We start from the raw sequence: 16,258 nt of genomic DNA on the forward strand, positions 1-16,258 counted from the left end.
GTCACGTGGTCTCCAGGTAGTCGAGTAGGTCGAGCTGCACGGGCTCCGGCTTGGGCGGGGTGCCGGGTTCGGCTGGCGGCTCGGGTGCGGGATCCGGCGCGGGTTCGGGGGCGTAGTCCTTGAACGGCTGCCACTGGTACTTGTCCTCGCCGGGGCCGTAGATGCGGGGCCCGTTGAATCCGAGCGGCCACGGGACGCGGCCCTCCGGGTAGAGGACATGCGCGATATCCCGGAACCGCGGCCACTCGTCCGAGAACCACTGACCGGCGCAGTGGGGTTGAGGGTGGGGGCACTCAGGGTTCTCGCACGGCTCCGACCCGGGGTAGGTCTTCTGCTGAAGGCGACCAGTGACGTCGTCCCAGCACTGCAACCGTCGCCAGCGGGCGGTCTGGTCTCCGTCGACGGGCATGTCCGGTTCCACGCCCCGCTCCTCGTAGTAGGCGAGGACGTCGGCGAGGGGGTGGAGGTGGAAGCACGGGTGCAGGCCCCGCCCGGAGGACCGGGCCTGGTGGGTCGCGTCCGGGTGCGGGTGCTCGGGTGGGACGCCCGGAGTGTTGTCCGGCACCGGCCTGTAAAGGCGCGTGGTGCCGGTGGCGTCGGTCATCTGCTCACGATCAACAAGAGCCATCACGCCACCGCTCCGTGGACTGTGGACGCCACAGCGTTGCGGCCCGCGCGGTGCGCAGCGCGCTCTGCGGCAGGGATCGAGGGGAAGCCAGCACGGCGGACCGCTTCATGCACGGGCGTTCCGGCGTCGATGAGAAACTCGAGCTCGTCGAGCCGTTCCTCCGCTGTCGCACGAATATCGGCTCCCTGGTACGGGTGCTCGTCGTGGTCGATGTCATCCCACGCTGCTGGTGGCACCCAGCCCATGCGGGCGGCACGGCCCCGTGCACGGGACGCCGCGATCTTGTCCCGATGCGTCTCCTCGGGTGGGGCCTGGTCCCATAGCTCCTCGTACAGCGCGTTGACCGCACGGACCGTCGCGGCAGTGGCGGGCGCTCCGTCGAGGATGGGTCGAATCCGCTGGGAGGTGATCCCGGCACGGGCCGCGATCTTCTCCTGGGACCAGCCACGAGCGACGAGCGCCTGGACACGGCGGGCCGTGCCACGGGATGGGACGAGCGCCCCGTCACCGAGGATGTCGAGCGAAGGCTCGACCGCGAGGATCTTCTCCGCGGTCTCCCGCTTCACCCGCTTCGCCGGCCCCGCGTCGGGACGGTCGGGGTGGTGGTAGAGGATCGTCTGCACGGCTGTGAGGGACACGCCCGCGACCTCGGAGGCGCGCTTGTACCCGATCCCCGCCTCGGAGAGGACGGCGAGATGGTCACGGACGGGCTGCGCATCGGTCAGGCCAGCGTCGATGCCGTACAGGCGGGCGCGGCGACGCTTCTGCTCAGCGACACGGGACGCGGTCGTGCAGTCCTCGCACCGGCACCGGTCCTTCACGTACGCGACCCGGGTGCCGTGGACATGGATACCGCCGTGCGTGCATTCGCGGGCGATGCGGGGGGCGCGGTTGCTCGGGGTCTTCACGGTGTTCTCCTGTCTGTGGATCCAGCGATGTGCTCGCCGTCGTGTCCAGCGCGGCGGGTGCATCGGGTGCGCATGATCGGATGGACGTGCGTGCACTTCATGCCGCGCCCTCCACGTACGAGCGCTCCCACATGAGCGACGAGAGGATGTCGTGACGGCCGTGGTCCCGGGCCGCGGACTCAGCGCCCGCGAGGGTCCAGCCACACCGCTGTGCTGCACGGGTGGGCCATTCCCCTCCCCACAGCAGGTGCGCGAGCTCGTCCAGACGCTCCGGCACCGACACCGGGATCGGCTTCGACGCCTTCATGCCGGCGGCGAGGGTGCGTTGGTAGTGGCGGCCGCAGATCCCCCGCCTGGACGGGGCCCGGTCGCATCCGATCCACAGGCACGTCATGCGGCTGCCCTCCGCGAGGGGACCTTCACGGACATCACTGCGACGGCGGTCCGCTCGGTGACGGTGGGCTGCTCAGCTCGGAGGATGAGGTGGAGGTTCGTGAACGACATGCCTGACTCGTCGGCGATCTGTCGCACGGTGAGGCCGCGTTCCTTGAGGAGCTCGAGGCGGCGGCGGACGGGTTCAGCGGCGCGGCGGCGGGTGCGGCCGGTGGCGTTGAGGTGGGTGCCGATCTTCTTGTACCGGGTCGCGCCCTTGAGACACGGCTCGCATCCGCAGGCGTGGTAGTCGTAGCCGTGGATCCCGCCGTGGGGGCGTGGTGGGTTGCAGTCGCAGTCGCGTGCGAGGCCGCGGATGATCGGGGTTCGGGGCAGGCGTGGCATTGGTGGTGTCCTTCCTGGCGTTGGTGGGTGCTGGTGTTGGGTGCCCCGGTGCGGGTCCGGGCCGTGAGCCGTCCTCGTGTCGGCATCACCGGGGCGATGGAGGGGTCAGAAGTAGGCGTCCGGATCGCAGTCCTCGTGCACGACCTCGTTGAAGGCGTTGAAGGAGACGTCGTCGCCCTCATCGATCGGCTCGCTGCACTCGGGGCAGCGGCCGGGTTAGCGGGCGGTGAACACGCGTCCCATAGGTCAGCCCTGGAGGGTCTGGCGGAGGATGCCGACGACGTCGATGTCGAGGCCGAGCTGTGCCGCGATCGTGTTGTCGTCGAGGCCGAGCTCGATCAGCTGTCGCGCCTTCTCGTTCGGGGACTTCTCCCCGGCCGGTGCGGCGTCGGGCGCCGGAGCAGCCGGGGCCGCTGGGGTGGCCGGGGCCTGCTGGGCCGGGGCCTGGGTGGCGGGCTGGTCGGTCAGGTTGGACAGGCCTGCCGACCCGGCGGTGATCTCGTACTGGAACAGCTTCGGGGCGTTGAACCGGGCGTTCTTCTTCTCCCCGTCCCCGGTGTAGGTGGCGGTGAAGATGTCGCCGGCGCGGGGGTTGCGGCCCAGCGCCTTGGCGGCTTGACGGAACTGCTTGAGCTGGTCGCCCCAGCCCTTGATGTAGACGTTCCGGTGGCCGTCGTCGTCGGGGCCGGTCGAGTCGGCGGTGGCGATGGTGACGACGATCTGTTCCTGCGGGTTCCCGTCGTCCCAGAACGAGGGCTTGCCGGTGTCGTAGTCGTTGACCTGGCGGACGGCGATGTCGACGATCTCGCCGGCGTACGTTTCGCCGGGGGCTTCGAACTTCGCGGTGGCTCCGCCGCCGGAGAGGATGTCGTCGAGGGTGGAGAGGTTCATGGTCATGCTGCCTTTCGGTTGGTGGTGCTGGTGGTGGTCCCGAACTCGGTGGCGAGTCGGGAGGTAGGGGTCCAGTCGGGGTAGCGGGGGCAGGAGAAGCAGCCCTCGGCCCGTGCCTGGTCGGTGATCCACGCGTCCCGTACCTCGGCGCCGATGGAGGCGAGGGTGGTGAGGTTGGCGTGGATGCGGTTGGCCCGCTCGAGCGCCTGGTGGGCGACCGAGGGGTCGTAGTCCTCGACGCTGATCACGGCTTGCGCGAGGGACACGGCGTTGCGGGGAAGGTGCGCGATCGCGACCCGCCGCGGTGTGTGTCCCGCGTTCTCTTGGCCGAGGCCGTACAGCTGCCCCTGGATCCGGTAGACCGGCTTCGGGGCGGCTTTCGCGGTGCGGAGCGTCTGGGCGCCGACGATCTTCCAGTCGAGGACGGTGCCGTCGAACGTGTCGTACAGGTCGCAGGTCCCGGAGATGTGATGGCCTCCGATGGTGCCGACCTCGACCCGCTTCTCGACGCGCCAGCGGGCCCGCTGCCCGGCCGCGATGGCTCGGGCGTTGCTGGCTTCGAAGATGTTCGCGAGCTCGGCGTGCACGGCCGTTCCGATGAAGGGGAGCCATGCGACGTCGCGCTCGGTCTCTTCCCAACCTGCGAGCTTCGCCGCGAGGCAGTGGTCGCAGTCGGTGCCGATTTCGGACGGGCCGATCAGCTTCTGCTGGGAGCGGGGCTGGTGGCGGATGCCGTTCTCGATCACCGTGAGGGCATCGGTGATGGTGTCCGTCCCGGCCTTGTGCCCGAGGAGCTGCTCGAGGGTGGACATCGGTTACGAGATCCGGACCGTGGGGGACCCGGCGGTCTGGTAGTCGGCGAGCACGAGCTGGCCGAGCTCTCCGGCGGCCTTGACCTTCGCCGTGTCGACGCCCCGCTTGTACAGCTCGGGGTGCTGGGCGACGGGGAACGCGGCCTCGAGCTTCTTGGCGTCGAGGCGCTTGGGGACGGTGACGGTGACCTTGTAGGGCCCGGCCTTGGTGGTGCCCTCGCCGGCGAGGGCGGCGATCTTCTCGTCGTACTCCTTGCGGAGCTCCTCGAGGTTCTTGACCTCTTCGGCGATCTTGGCGCGGTGCATGGCGAGTTGCTCGAGCTCGGCGGTCTGGTCAGTGGTGAGTGCGGTCATGGCGGTTCTCCTTCTGGGTGGACGTGCGGATCAGGGACACCTGCTCGGCGAGCAGGACAGTGATGAAGGCGATGGCGGCGAGGATGATGAGCAGGAGCGCGGCGCGGACGAGCAGGGTCGCGGTCGCGAGTAGCAGCCCGGTCATGCCGCGTCGGCCTGGGCTGGTGGGTGGAGGAGGTGGGGGTTGGCGCGGCGGAATTCGATCCGCTGGCGGATGATCGCCTTGCTGGGGCCGGTGGGGGTGTAGGCCTGGTCGACGGCGTCGTCGATGCTGGTGCCGTCCCAGCCGAGGAGGGTGCGGTAGGCGAGGGCGAGGGGCTTGGCGGCGTGGAGGATGGGCTGGTCGGTGCGGGCGTCGATCCCTGCCTGGATCTGTTCACGGATCGTGGTGCTCATGGCTGGGGCTCCTCGGGTGTGCAGGCGGGGCAGGTGGGGTTGTCGTCAGGGCAGGACGAGACGGCGGCGTTGGCGATGTCGCGGGCCAGCTGCTCCGTGCCGGCGCGGCGCGGCATGTCGACCACGACGTGCTTGGCGCCGGCGGCGAGGGCGGCCTCTGCGCGGTCGGCGTGGGCCTGGACCATCGCCATCCACGGCGGGACGGGCATGGGGCGGGCATGGCCGGTGGGGCCGGTGCGGGCGGTAGAGTGGCGCATGAGAGTTCCCTTCGGGGTTCGTGCGCCTCCACCCATTGCCCGGGTGGGGGCGCTTTCTTGTGTGCGCTCGGTGTCAGGCCGCGACGGTCTGACGTGAGCGAGTTCTTCCAGGGGTGACAGCGGGTCGCTTCTGGCTGGACACCTCGGGCACGAAAAGAGTGCCCGGGAGGACGCTCAGGCCCTCCTCGATGAGGGTTCCGACCTTCTCGGAACATGTCCGCGCCTCCCCGGTCACCAGCTTGTGGATGAACTGGCGGGAGACGCCTGCGTAGCGGCCGAGTCGAGCCTGGGAGAAGTCCTTGGCCTCCATGTAGCGGGCTAGGAGTTCGGCGTCGCGGAGCTTCATCCATCGATCCCTTCGTGCTCGTGGTCGTCGTGCCATGAAGTGTCACCTCTGAATGTCTTGGTTGTCAACTGTGATGGGACTGAATGTACCGCCTGGGTTGACAGAGTGTCAACTGCTCGCAGGGGTGTAGTTCGGCAGGTGGCAGGTGGGAACCGGTTTGCCGATCCAACTAGTCGGTTGACACGAAACATGGGAAAGTGGGTCCACCCTTGGGTGACACATTGCCGCCGGCAACGTTGCACCCCCGCCACGACCTCAGGAACCTTGGCTCATGCACGCATACCGAAAGTTCGTCCAGGACGAGATGGACAAGCGCGGATGGACAGCAGCCGAGCTCAGCCGAGCATCCGGACTCAGCCGCCAGAACCTCTCTCGCCTCCTGAACGACGACCGGGACGTGCTGCAGAGGCGGCCGGAACCGTCCACGATCACCGGGCTCGCGAGAGCGTTCCGGATGACCGAGGACCAGGTTCTGAGCTACGTGGCCGAGGCGATGGGCTTCAAGCCCGCGCGGATCCCGGTGTCGGACGTCTCTGCCCTGAGTAACGAAGAGCTGCTCCGCGTCCTCGCGGAGCGCCTGAGCAGAGGTGGCACCCATGAACCAGCACCAGACCCCGCAGCAGCAGCGCCGGCGCCGGACCGAGACGACCTGGCGGATCCAGCTGTCACGCATGGCGCAACAAGCGGCCGTACCGACATCGCATTCCCTGGCCCGATGCCGGAGCGGGACGATCGCCCGTGGGAGCAGAACGAGTACGGGCTCGCCGCGAAGCGCGGCCGGAACCGCGGCCGCGAGGCGCGCGAGCAGCAGGACCGCAATGCCGAAGGCGGCGGAGCGTGAACTCATCGATCGGTGGACCTCTAGGTCTCGGGAAGTAGGAGTAGGACTATGGCAAAGAAGCGCACAGTCCGCGTGCTGCAGGCTGTACGGATTGACGACGAGACGCAAGGTCTGGCAGAGCTCGAGAGCAACTCGTTCTGGGATGTCGTCATGGGCATGCTGCGGGATCGACCCGACGGCGAACAGACCCACTTCCACGCTGGTCATCACTTCACCGGTGTCTACCAACCGACGTCACTGCCGAGGGAGCCGCTGCTCTACATGGCAAAGGAACGGAACGCTGAGGATCTTCCGAGCACGTGGGGGCCTACGCGTCAGGGAGTTCCGCTCGATCTACAGATCCATGAGCCACTTTTCGTGCTGCCGATCCACGGAACGCCGGCCATCGCGGTCCTGGGGACCTCAGGGGCCGCTACCCCTTCAGCGCTGGGTCGGTGGCTCACGACCTTCCTCGACGCCTCGCGACACGGATTCTCGATTGAACTCCACCCGGTGCTACTCGGAGGAAGAGAGCAGAAGCTCGCTGCTGCCATTGGGGCTACGCGACTAGAGATTGCGGTCGAGGCTTCGAAGTATGAGGCCCAATCGGACAGCCACATCGAGCGGAGCTTGGAGGCTGCCGCTACGGCCTCCCCGGCGCTTAAGCGGATCGGCCTTACGATGTCGATGGGCGCCGGACGTCACAGCGAAGGCGACCTGGAACTACTGCGTGGCGCGCAGCGCCTGAACGGTGACGACTCGCTCTTGAAGGGCGAGACGACGTTGTTGCTCCCGACCGAAGACGGTGGCTTCAGGTCCGAGTTCCTCGACCTTGTCGCTCATCGGTTCACCCACAAGGTGAAGGTCGGGGACTCGGAAACTTCGTTGAGCGTCGAGACTGCAGAGCCTGCTCTGAGGGAGGCGATCGGCGCCTTCATGGCTACGGATGAGTTCCGTCGTTTGTCAGTCGCCCACGGCTAGAATGGGCTGACAGTCGGTTGCTAACTCTAGGAGCGCGCTGTGAAGGAGTGGCTCCGGTCGAAATGGAGAGCGGGACTCACGTACGCGCAGGAGCGTCCGTGGAGGGTCCTGTGCGTATCGATGGTCGTTTCGCTCCTGCTGGGTGCGCTCTCCGCGTTCTTGCCATGCAAGCTACGACTCGGGCTCGACTTAAACGGCGTCGAGCTCGCACTTGGCGTGTTGGCGCTCGCGAGCATCCTCGCCGGTTTCGCGGGAGTTGTCGTAGTTTTCGCGCTCCAGAGCGGCTCGGCCCTGTTCGTAAGCTTCCGAGCCGAAGGTGGAGCTGTGCTCCGACGAGCGTGGCTCTTCCTGGTTCGCGTTTCGTTCCTCGCGGCAGCGGCTTCTCTACTTTCAGCAGGCGCGTTTGCTCTTGACCTCCCTCTCGGGGCGCGGACGTTGCTCTTCGCCTCCGTCGCTCTTTCGATCCAGAGCGCATTGACCATGCTCTGGTTGCTCCGGCTCCTGGTCGATGCAGTAGGGGTCGAAGACTCCGCGCAACTGCAGAAGAGCAAGAGCTTCGGTGACGCGAAGGACCTCTACCGTTAGTAGCTCGGTTGTCGGGTGTGGGACCTAGCCTCAATGCCATGCGTCCACCGGAGATCATCGATGCACCACTGCCCGAGGGCGTGCTGGGGTACACCGACGGCGTCGCGCGGATCTGGCTCGACGAGCAGCTAACCGCAGTCGACCGGCGAGTCGTGCTCGACCACGAGATGGTCCACTACGTACGCGGCCACCGCGGCCACTGCCTTGGCGTCGTCGAGGACGGCATCGACCGCCAGGTCGCCACCGGCCTCATCCACCTCGACGACCTCGGCGAGGCGGCCGCCTGGTCCCCGCACCCGGTCGTCATCGCCGAGGAGCTTGACGTCATGCCCGAGACCGTCGAGCACCGCGTCCACGCCCTCACACCCGCCGAGCGCTCCGCGCTGCACGCGCGGCTCGCAGACGCGCACTGGGTCTCGTGACGGGAGGCCAGGAGACGCCCGAGCAGTTTGAGCTTGGGCTAGAGCTGTGGGAGCCAGTGGCGGAGCCGTCCTGGGCTGGCGCGCTCGAGCACGAGACCGAAGGAGACCAGGACACAGGATGGTGGGGAGCATGACCAGGCAGCGTTGTCCGCGGGAGCGGGCGGTGATCTACAAGCGCCAGTCGACCGCGCGCGAGGAGAGCATCTCCCTCGAGCTGCAGGAGACCGCCTGCCGCGACTACGCCACCCAGCACGGCTACGACATCGTCGCCGTCGAAGCCGACCCCGGCATCTCCGGCCGCACGTTCGCCAGACCAGGTGTGCGGGCCGTGATGGCGATGGTCGAGCGGGGCGAAGTCGACGTCATCCTGCTCTGGAAATGGTCCCGCTGGTCGAGGAACCGGCTGGACTGGTACGTCGCCGCCGACAAGGCGCAGCAGGCCGGGGGCCGGATCGAATCCGCCACCGAACCCATCGACACCAGCACCTCGATCGGTCGGCTCTCCCGCGGGATGATGATCGAGATCGCGGCGTTCGAATCCGAGCGCGCCGGCGACCAGTGGCGTGAAGCGCACGAGCGCAGGGTCCGGCAGGGGAAGCCCCATCACGGGAAGAACCGGTTCGGCTACCGATACGACGCCGAGCAGAAGCTCCACATCCCCGACCCCGTCACGGGCCCGATCCTCGCCGACCTGTACCAGCGGTACGTGAACGGGGAGTCGATCTACCGGCTCGTGCAGTGGCTCAACGAGCACCAGATCCCCACCGTCGAGCACGGCAGCAAGCGCGGCGCCCCGTCCTGGGCCGAGTCCACGCTCCGCGGCATCCTTGACAATCCCTTCCCGACGGGCAGGTTCGTCTACCGCGGCGAGACCGTCGACGGCGCCCATGAGCCGGTCGTGTCGCTCGAGCTGTGGGAGGCGTACCGAGCGAGGAGAGAGAGGCGGGCCACGCGCCCGCGCGCCGAGGTATCCCCGTACCTGCTCTCCGGGATCGTGCGCTGCAAGGCCTGCGGCACCGTCCTCACGGGCTCGAAAGCGACGGGCGGGAACCGGTACTACCGATGCGCGACCGGGTTCACGCGAGGCACCCACACCGGAGGGTACATCCGCTGCTCGACCGTCGAGTCCGAGGTGAAGGCCGAGCTGCGCCGCCGAGCGAACCGGCTCGATCGCGCCGCCGACGGGGTGCTCGACAGCGGGGGAGTGGCACGGCAGGAGGGGCCCTCGGTGGCGTCGTTGGAGGCTCGGCGGAAGCGAGCGACGAAGGCGATGGCGAACCTCGCCCTGCAGGTCGCTGAGGGCGTGCCGAAGGACGTGGTGGATGAGGCGATGGCGGAGCTGGTGGTGAAGCGTGATCGGTTGGATGCGCAGATCGCTGAGGCGCGGGCTTCTGTCGCGGCGCCGGCACCGGACCAGGATCAGGTGCTGTCGCTGCTCGAGGACTGGGACGTGCTGTCGGTCGCTCTGCGGCGCGAGATGCTCGGTCGTCTGTTCACGGTCACGGTCGACTTCGCGGGTGACCGAAGCGTGAAGGTGAAGCCGCTGCACGGTGTGTAGCGTTTGCGCGGCTTCGCGAAGGAGGCGCTGCGGATGAGGCCCAGTCGAATCATCGTCGGCGAGGTCCGCGAGGCGGAGAGCCTCGACATGCTGATCGCCCTCAACAGCGGACTTCCGGGGCTCGCGTCGATCCATGCGAACTCGGCGCGCGATGCCGTCACCAAGCTCTGCACCCTGCCGCTGCTGGCCGGGGAGAACGTCTCGAGCAGATTCGTGGTGCCCACCGTGGCCAGCGCCATCGATCTGGTGGTGCATCTGGACATGCTCGCCGACGGGCGCCGCCGGGTCCGGGAGATCGTGGGTCTCAGCGGCAGGGTCGAGGACGAGACGATCGAGGTCTCGGACATCTTCTCCCTGCGCGGGGATCGGCTGGTGCGCGGCGAGGGGCAGCCGCCCCATGCGGAGCGCTTCGCCCGGGCGGACTTCGATCTGTCCGCACTGCTGGGTCAGCGGGTCGCGGCATGAGCGACGGCGCCTTCCTGGGCCTGGTCGCCGGGCTCGGCCTGCTCTCGATCTGGTGGTCGATGTGGGAGCAGGAGCAGACCGATTCCAAGCAGGGAGTTCTCGAGCGGGTGATGGCACGGCTGCGGGACGATCTGATCAAGGTCGGTCTCGACACGGTGCCGCCCGCCGCGGTGCCGGCGCTGAGCGCGGGGCTGGGCCTCGTGGTCGCCGCCGTGCTGTGGGCGGTCTCCGGTGCGGTCGTTCCCTCTCTCGCGATCGGGATCGGCGCCTCCGTGCTGCCGGTGCTCGTGCTGCGCTCGGCGGCGCGGCGCCGCACCACCGCGATGCGCGAGGTATGGCCCGAGGCGGTGGATCACGTGAACTCGGCGATCCGTGCCGGGTTGTCCCTGCCCGAGGCGCTGGTCCAGCTCAGCCGCAAGGGGCCCGAGGAGCTCCGGCCCGCATTCACCGAGTTCGCGCTCGACTACCAGACCAGCGGGGACTTCGCGAACAGCCTGGATCGTCTCAAGGTGCGTCTGGCCGACCCGGTCGGCGACCGGATCGTCGAGGCGCTGCGGATCACCCGGGACGTGGGCGGTACGGACCTCGGGAGCCTGCTGCGCACCCTGTCCGCCTTCCTGAGGGAGGATGCGCGCACCCGTGCCGAGCTCGAGGCGAGGCAGTCCTGGACGGTCAACGCCGCACGCCTGGCCCTGGTCGCACCCTGGGTGGTGCTCGGCCTGATGGCCACCCGTCCGCAGGCGGCGCAGGCCTACGACTCCATGATGGGACTGGTGCTGATCGTGGGGGGCGCCGGAGTCTCCTTCATCGCGTACCGGGTGATGCTTCAGATCGCGCGGCTGCCGCAGGACGAGAGGGTCCTGCGATGACCCTCACCAGCACCACGATCGCGGGAGTCCTGCTCGGGCTGCTGCTGGGAACAGGGCTGACCCTCCTCGTCTGGCAGCTGCCGTGGCTGCGGTCGCGCGACCTCGCGGCACGGGTGGATCCGTACCTGCGACGCTCACCGTCCTCCTCGCTGTTCGCCGCGCCCAGTTCCGCCGGCCGCGCGCGGACCGTGCTGGAGAACCTGATGGGCCCCGTCGCGCAGCGGGGGATGAGCGTGCTCGAGAGGCTGACCGGTGGCCCCGAGCAGCTCGAGCGCCGGCTGCGGCTCGCGGGCCGGCGCACCTCGATCGACTCCTTCCGCGTCGAGCAGGTGGTGTTCGGCGCCGCCGGGCTCGTGCTCGGCGTGCTCGCCGCGATCGCGGCTGTCGGTCTGCGCGACAGCAGCGTGCTGCTCGGCCTGGTCCTGGTGATCCTCGGGGCGGTGTGCGGGGTTCTGCTGCGCGATTACCTGCTCGGCGTGGAGATCAAGCGCCGCGCCGCCCGCATGGCACGGGAGTTCCCGACCGTCGCCGATCTGCTGGCCCTCGCGGTCGCCGCGGGGGAGAGCCCGATCGCAGCGATGGAACGCGTCGCGCGCACGTCCTCGGGCGCCCTCCCGGACGAGTTCGCGGCGACGGTGGCCGACATCCGCGCCGGGACCAGCGTCTCCCAGGCGCTGGCCTCGCTCGGCTCCCGCACACCGCTGGAGTCTCTCGGCCGCTTCGGAGAGGGCGTCGCGATCGCCATCGAACGCGGCACCCCTCTGGCAGACGTGCTGCGCGCCCAGGCCCAGGACGCGCGTGAAGCAGCGAAGCGCGAGCTCATGGAAGCCGCTGGTCAGAGGGAGATCATGATGCTTGTGCCCGTGGTCTTCTTCGTTCTGCCGCTGGTCATCCTGTTCGCGATCTTCCCCGGGCTCGCCGTCCTGGAGATCAGCCTGTGACCCCAGAGATCGTCCCTGTCCCCGACCCGCGTCCCCCGCGCCATCTGCCGAGGAGGCCGATATGTCTGTTCACCGCACCACCCTGCACCGCCGCGACCGCGTCGTTCGGCAGCGTCCCGACGCACCCGTCGAGGCACCGAGCAGCTCGCTGATGCGAAGGCTGTTCACCCGCCTGGAGTCCGATCGCGGGGATGTGCCCGGCTGGGTGCTGATCACGCTGATGACCGCCGGGATCGTCGTCGCGCTGTGGGCCGTCGCCTCCGAGCAGATCGTCCAGATCTTCGAGAACGCGATGGCGCCGTTCCTCGGCGGCAGCCTCTGAGCGAGCCCGCATCTCGAGGATGACCATGACGCGCATCGCCCGACCTCCCGCGGAGCAGCCCTCCGCGGCGACGGCCCGCGTGTGCGCCCCGCGCCGCAGCGGTGCGCTGGTGCGCAGGCTGCGTGAGGACTCAGGTGCCGCGGTCGCCGAGTTCCCGATGGTGGCGGTGCTGATCGTCATGATCGGCTTGCTGATCGTGCAGTCCGCAGTGATCGTCCACACCCGCAACACGCTGGTCGATGCCGCGGTCCAGGGTGCGCGCCACGGGGCGCTGATCGGATCCACCCCGCAGGACGGCGCCGCCCGTGCCGAGCGGCTCATCGAGGAACGCTTCGGCGAGCGGATGGAGGCGCAGGCGACGGCGACCGAAGGGGCGGACGGCGTGATCACCGTGCACGTCACCGCGACCCTGCCGCTGGTGGGGCTCTTCGGCCCCAGCGGATCGCTCTCCGCGCAGGGGCGCGCCCTCGACGAGGAGACGCTGTGAGCGTGCGATCCGGTCGGCAGAGCGAGCTCCCGCTCCGCCACGCGCTGAAAGAGGACGAGGGCAACGCGATCCTCGAGTTCGTGGTGCTCGCCGCAGCGCTGCTGATCCCTTCCCTCTATCTGGTGCTCACGCTCGGCAACGTCCAGGCCGCAGTGTTCGCCGCCGACACCATCTCCCGGGACGTCGCCCGGATCCACGCGACCGAGACGGACCCGCAGCGGGCCGCCGAACGGTCCACCCGTCACACCGAGATGGTGCTCGAGGACCATGGGCTCCCACCCAGGGACGTGGTCACCCTCAGCTGCAGCGAGGATCCCTGCGCCACGCCTGGCGGCACGGTCTCGGCCCAGGTGCGCATCGGCGTGCCCGTACCCGGCCTCGGCCCCGTCCTCGGCGAGACCGGGCCGGTCGTCGTCGGCGCCTCCCACGCCGTTCCCGTGGACCTGTACCGGGCAGGTGGCTGATGCCCGGCACCCTGCGCCACCTGCGTGAACGCCTCGCCGATGCGCGGGGCTCGATGACCATCCTGACCACCGGCGTGCTGGTGGTGATCCTGATGGTGATCGGCGTCGGCACCGCCATCACCGGCGTGCATCTGGAGCGCAACGGGCTGCAGCACGCTGCCGACAGCGCCGCCCTGGCCGCCTCCCAGGCCGTGGATCCCGCACGCCTGTACACCGGGGGCGACGGGCCGGTCATCCACGAGGGCTCCGCCCGCGCCGCGGCAGAGGAGCATCTGCGCAGCTACCCGATGGAGACCACCAGCACCGGCCAGATACAGCTCGCCGACGTCTCCGTGGGCGCGGACGGAACCGTGCGCGTGGTCATCACCGCCCGCACCTACCCGCCGCTGGCAGGATGGTTCCTGCGAGGGACCGGCACCGCCGTCCCGCTGACCGTCGAAGGAGAGGCTCGCGCCCGATGACCACCACCCGCACCGTGCTGCTCGCGCCGGACAAGTTCAAAGGCACGCTCAGCGCCGCCCAGGTGGTGGACGCCCTGCAGCGGGGGATCGCGCAGACCGCGCCCCAGTTGCGGCTGCTGTCCTGCCCCATCGCCGACGGGGGAGACGGCACGCTCGATGCCGCGCTCGCCGCGGGATTCACCGCGCACACCGCCACCGTCACCGGTCCTACAGGCGCTCCCCACCGGGCGCGCTGGGCGCTGAAGGACGGCACCGCCGTGCTCGAGCTGGCCGAGACCGTCGGCCTGCAGGCCCTTCCCGGCGGTGAGCTCGCGGCGCACACGGCCTCCACCCGTGGCCTCGGCGAGCTGATCCATGCCGCGGCCGCGAGCGGTGCGCGCACCGTCCTGGTCGGCCTCGGGGGCAGCTCCTCGACCGACGGCGGCGCCGGCCTGCTGCAGGGGCTCGGCGCGCGACTGCTGGATGCCGACGGGACGGACATCGCGCAGGGCCTCGACGGGCTGCGCTCCCTCGCCACCGCCGATCTGGCCCCCGCGCTCGATGCCCTCGAGGGCGTGACCCTGATCGCCGCCAACGACGTCACGAACCCCTTGCTGGGCGAGGACGGCGCCGCCGCCGTGTACGGCCCGCAGAAGGGGCTGACCGCCCACGAGATCGCACCGGCCGACTCCGTGCTCGAGGCCGCCGCCGCGCTCCTGGACCCCACCTACGCCCATCGTGACCGGCCCGGGGCCGGTGCGGCCGGCGGCACCGGCTTCGCCCTGTTCCTGCTCGGCGCGCAGCAGCGCTCCGGCGCGGACGCCGTCTTCGAGCTGATCGGCGTCGACGCGCTGCTCGACCGCGCCGACGTGGTGGTGACGGGGGAGGGGAAGCTCGACGCCCAGACCCTGCAGGGCAAGGGGCCCGCCGAAGTGGCACGCCGCGCGCGCGAGCGCGGCCTGCCGGTGGCCGCTGTGGCGGGCGCGATCACGCTCGATCCCGCGCAGCTGCGCGAGGCCGGGATCGGTGAGGCGTGGGATCTCACCTCCCGCGTAGGATCGAGCCGCCGCGCCCTCGAGCACGGCGAGCAGCTGCTGAGCGAAGTGGGCCACGACCTCGGCACCTGGCTGCTCGAGGCGGCCTCGGAGCATCCCGCGGCCCCGGCCTGAGCGCGCCCCGGGCACGACGCCCTCACGGTTAGGCGAGGCGCGTGCCCAGCCCTCTGCCGTAGACTCCCGCATCGTGGCTTCCATCGACTTCTCTGCAGAGATCCCCCAGCTCCGCTCGACCCTGTCCTCCATCGAGCAGGTGACGGACATCGAGGCGCTCGACGCCAAGATCGCCGACCTCGAGAAGCAGGCCTCGGCCCAGGACCTGTGGGATGACGTCGACAACGCCCAGAAGGTCTCCTCCGCGCTGTCCCATGCGCAGTCCGAGCGACGCCGCATCAGCGAGCTCGCCTCCCGCATCGAGGACCTCGAGGTGATGGTCGAGCTCGCCGCCGAGGAGGACGACCCCGACACCCTGGACGAGGCCGAGCAGGAGCTCGCCAGCATCCACAAGACCCTCGACGAGCTCGAGGTGCGCACCCTGCTGTCGGGCGAGTATGACGAGCGCGACGCCGTGATCACGATCCGCGCCGGCGCCGGCGGTGTCGACGCCGCGGACTTCGCGGAGATGCTCATGCGCATGTACCTGCGCTGGGCCGAGCGCCACGGCTACGCCACCAAGGTCCTGGACACCTCCTACGCGGAGGAGGCCGGGCTGAAGTCGGTCACCTTCGAGGTCTCCACGCCGTTCGCCTACGGCACCCTCTCCGTCGAGGGCGGCACGCACCGCCTGGTGCGCATCAGCCCCTTCGACAACCAGGGCCGCCGCCAGACCTCCTTCGCGGCGGTCGAGGTGATCCCGCTGATCGAGTCCACCGACTCCATCGAGATCCCCGAGAACGACCTCAAGGTCGACGTGTTCCGCTCCTCGGGCCCCGGCGGCCAGTCGGTCAACACCACCGACTCCGCCGTGCGCATGACCCACATCCCCACCGGCACCGTGGTGTCGATGCAGGACGAGAAGTCGCAGATCCAGAACCGCGCCGCCGCGCTGCGCGTGATGCAGTCGCGCCTGCTGCTGCTGAAGAAGGCCGAGGAGGCCGCCGAGCGCAAGGAGCTCGCCGGTGACGTCAAGGCCAGCTGGGGCGACCAGATGCGCTCCTACGTGCTGAACCCGTATCAGATGGTCAAGGACCTGCGCACCGAGTACCAGGAGGGCAACCCCTCCTCGGTGTTCGACGGCGAGATCGACGAGTTCATCGACGCCGGGATCCGCTGGCGCGCCGAGCAGGGCAAGTCCGACAGCTGATCTCTGGAGCGGAGGCCCAGGCCCGGTGCGTCCCGGGAGCACGCGTCGGCCGCAGCGGCGGGTGACCAGAGGCACGCACACTTGGCGAAGTTTTGACCTGGGCCGCGCTCTCACCTTCCCGGAATCCGCATCCTGCGCCCCTACTCTGGAGGAGCACTCCTTCCCCAAGATGTGACA

At 69.5% G+C, this 16,258-nt stretch carries 24 protein-coding genes and 1 pseudogene; 14 read left to right on the forward strand and 11 right to left on the reverse strand.

Features of this window, described 5'->3' with window-relative positions:
* Position 1: 1 nt before the first annotated feature.
* From BN4251_RS02350 to BN4251_RS02395, 11 genes are all read right to left on the reverse strand, one after another.
* The gene (locus tag BN4251_RS02350; RefSeq protein ID WP_140398357.1) at positions 2 to 604 is read right to left on the reverse strand and encodes a hypothetical protein; all 603 of its coding nucleotides are present in this window, start codon (positions 602 to 604) and stop codon (positions 2 to 4) included.
* Positions 605 to 627: 23 nt separating this feature from the next.
* The gene (locus tag BN4251_RS02355; RefSeq protein ID WP_087483558.1) at positions 628 to 1,536 is read right to left on the reverse strand and encodes a hypothetical protein; all 909 of its coding nucleotides are present in this window, start codon (positions 1,534 to 1,536) and stop codon (positions 628 to 630) included.
* Positions 1,537 to 1,633: 97 nt separating this feature from the next.
* Positions 1,634 to 1,843 carry a hypothetical protein gene (locus BN4251_RS02360; RefSeq protein ID WP_140398358.1) on the reverse strand — a complete coding sequence of 70 codons (210 nt, stop codon included), beginning with the start codon at positions 1,841 to 1,843 and terminating at the stop codon, positions 1,634 to 1,636.
* A gap of 83 nt (positions 1,844 to 1,926) precedes the next feature.
* Entirely contained in the window at positions 1,927 to 2,313 is a 387-nt protein-coding gene (locus tag BN4251_RS02365; protein ID WP_087483560.1) for a helix-turn-helix domain-containing protein, read from the reverse strand.
* Between the two features lie 246 nt (positions 2,314 to 2,559).
* On the reverse strand, positions 2,560 to 3,210 hold the full coding sequence (locus BN4251_RS02370; protein WP_140398359.1) for a hypothetical protein: 651 nt from the start codon (positions 3,208 to 3,210) through the stop codon (positions 2,560 to 2,562).
* Positions 3,207 to 4,016 (reverse strand): hypothetical protein, encoded by an 810-nt coding sequence (locus BN4251_RS02375; RefSeq protein WP_087483562.1) that lies wholly within the window; start codon positions 4,014 to 4,016, stop codon positions 3,207 to 3,209. Before BN4251_RS02375 ends, BN4251_RS02370 begins: the two co-directional genes overlap by 4 nt.
* Positions 4,017 to 4,019: 3 nt before the next feature.
* Complete coding sequence (locus BN4251_RS02380; protein ID WP_087483563.1) at positions 4,020 to 4,370, reverse strand: lipoate--protein ligase family protein; 351 nt, start codon at positions 4,368 to 4,370, stop codon at positions 4,020 to 4,022.
* Positions 4,351 to 4,515: a hypothetical protein gene (locus BN4251_RS18170; RefSeq protein ID WP_170931785.1), complete on the reverse strand. Its 165-nt coding sequence runs from the start codon at positions 4,513 to 4,515 to the stop codon at positions 4,351 to 4,353. The genes BN4251_RS02380 and BN4251_RS18170 overlap by 20 nt, the downstream gene beginning before the upstream one ends.
* A complete protein-coding gene (locus tag BN4251_RS02385) occupies positions 4,512 to 4,766 on the reverse strand; it encodes a hypothetical protein (protein WP_087483564.1) in 255 nt (84 codons plus the stop codon). The genes BN4251_RS18170 and BN4251_RS02385 overlap by 4 nt, the downstream gene beginning before the upstream one ends.
* The gene (locus tag BN4251_RS02390; protein ID WP_087483565.1) at positions 4,763 to 5,023 is read right to left on the reverse strand and encodes a hypothetical protein; all 261 of its coding nucleotides are present in this window, start codon (positions 5,021 to 5,023) and stop codon (positions 4,763 to 4,765) included. The genes BN4251_RS02385 and BN4251_RS02390 overlap by 4 nt, the downstream gene beginning before the upstream one ends.
* A gap of 73 nt (positions 5,024 to 5,096) precedes the next feature.
* Complete coding sequence (locus tag BN4251_RS02395) at positions 5,097 to 5,369, reverse strand: helix-turn-helix domain-containing protein (protein ID WP_087483566.1); 273 nt, start codon at positions 5,367 to 5,369, stop codon at positions 5,097 to 5,099.
* A gap of 304 nt (positions 5,370 to 5,673) precedes the next feature.
* Here BN4251_RS02395 and BN4251_RS02400 point away from each other — a divergent pair, with 304 nt between their 5' ends.
* The 14 genes and pseudogenes from BN4251_RS02400 (at position 5,674) to prfB (ending at position 16,081) form a co-directional block, all read left to right on the forward strand.
* Positions 5,674 to 6,210, forward strand: coding sequence for a helix-turn-helix domain-containing protein (locus BN4251_RS02400; RefSeq protein WP_170931786.1), 537 nt, complete (start codon positions 5,674 to 5,676; stop codon positions 6,208 to 6,210).
* A 48-nt stretch (positions 6,211 to 6,258) separates the two neighbouring features.
* Positions 6,259 to 7,170, forward strand: a complete 912-nt coding sequence (locus tag BN4251_RS02405; protein ID WP_087483568.1) for a hypothetical protein — start codon at positions 6,259 to 6,261, stop codon at positions 7,168 to 7,170.
* A 39-nt stretch (positions 7,171 to 7,209) separates the two neighbouring features.
* Positions 7,210 to 7,755, forward strand: a complete 546-nt coding sequence (locus BN4251_RS02410) for a hypothetical protein (RefSeq protein ID WP_087483569.1) — start codon at positions 7,210 to 7,212, stop codon at positions 7,753 to 7,755.
* Between the two features lie 38 nt (positions 7,756 to 7,793).
* Entirely contained in the window at positions 7,794 to 8,177 is a 384-nt protein-coding gene (locus BN4251_RS02415; protein WP_087483570.1) for a hypothetical protein, read from the forward strand.
* Positions 8,178 to 8,307: 130 nt separating this feature from the next.
* The gene (locus BN4251_RS02420) at positions 8,308 to 9,735 is read left to right on the forward strand and encodes a recombinase family protein (protein WP_170931787.1); all 1,428 of its coding nucleotides are present in this window, start codon (positions 8,308 to 8,310) and stop codon (positions 9,733 to 9,735) included.
* Positions 9,736 to 9,738: 3 nt separating this feature from the next.
* A pseudogene (locus BN4251_RS02425) lies at positions 9,739 to 10,200 on the forward strand (ATPase, T2SS/T4P/T4SS family); the annotation flags it as partial.
* The gene (locus BN4251_RS02430) at positions 10,197 to 11,069 is read left to right on the forward strand and encodes a type II secretion system F family protein (RefSeq protein ID WP_087483572.1); all 873 of its coding nucleotides are present in this window, start codon (positions 10,197 to 10,199) and stop codon (positions 11,067 to 11,069) included. The pseudogene BN4251_RS02425 and the gene BN4251_RS02430, both read left to right, overlap by 4 nt.
* A complete protein-coding gene (locus BN4251_RS02435) occupies positions 11,066 to 12,010 on the forward strand; it encodes a type II secretion system F family protein (protein ID WP_087483573.1) in 945 nt (314 codons plus the stop codon). The genes BN4251_RS02430 and BN4251_RS02435 overlap by 4 nt, the downstream gene beginning before the upstream one ends.
* 61 nt (positions 12,011 to 12,071) lie before the next feature.
* Positions 12,072 to 12,332, forward strand: coding sequence for a hypothetical protein (locus tag BN4251_RS02440; protein ID WP_087483574.1), 261 nt, complete (start codon positions 12,072 to 12,074; stop codon positions 12,330 to 12,332).
* Between the two features lie 25 nt (positions 12,333 to 12,357).
* The gene (locus tag BN4251_RS02445) at positions 12,358 to 12,819 is read left to right on the forward strand and encodes a TadE/TadG family type IV pilus assembly protein (protein WP_140398360.1); all 462 of its coding nucleotides are present in this window, start codon (positions 12,358 to 12,360) and stop codon (positions 12,817 to 12,819) included.
* On the forward strand, positions 12,816 to 13,283 hold the full coding sequence (locus tag BN4251_RS02450; RefSeq protein ID WP_087483575.1) for a hypothetical protein: 468 nt from the start codon (positions 12,816 to 12,818) through the stop codon (positions 13,281 to 13,283). Before BN4251_RS02445 ends, BN4251_RS02450 begins: the two co-directional genes overlap by 4 nt.
* The gene (locus BN4251_RS02455; RefSeq protein ID WP_087483576.1) at positions 13,283 to 13,744 is read left to right on the forward strand and encodes a pilus assembly protein TadG-related protein; all 462 of its coding nucleotides are present in this window, start codon (positions 13,283 to 13,285) and stop codon (positions 13,742 to 13,744) included. Before BN4251_RS02450 ends, BN4251_RS02455 begins: the two co-directional genes overlap by 1 nt.
* Positions 13,741 to 14,892, forward strand: coding sequence for a glycerate kinase (locus BN4251_RS02460; RefSeq protein WP_087483577.1), 1,152 nt, complete (start codon positions 13,741 to 13,743; stop codon positions 14,890 to 14,892). Before BN4251_RS02455 ends, BN4251_RS02460 begins: the two co-directional genes overlap by 4 nt.
* Positions 14,893 to 14,965: 73 nt before the next feature.
* Positions 14,966 to 16,081, forward strand: a complete 1,116-nt coding sequence (gene prfB / locus BN4251_RS02465; RefSeq protein WP_087483578.1) for a peptide chain release factor 2 — start codon at positions 14,966 to 14,968, stop codon at positions 16,079 to 16,081.
* Positions 16,082 to 16,258 lie beyond the last annotated feature (177 nt).

This window comes from Brachybacterium massiliense, assembly GCF_900184245.1.
Classification (GTDB): Bacteria; Actinomycetota; Actinomycetes; order Actinomycetales; family Dermabacteraceae; genus Brachybacterium; species Brachybacterium massiliense.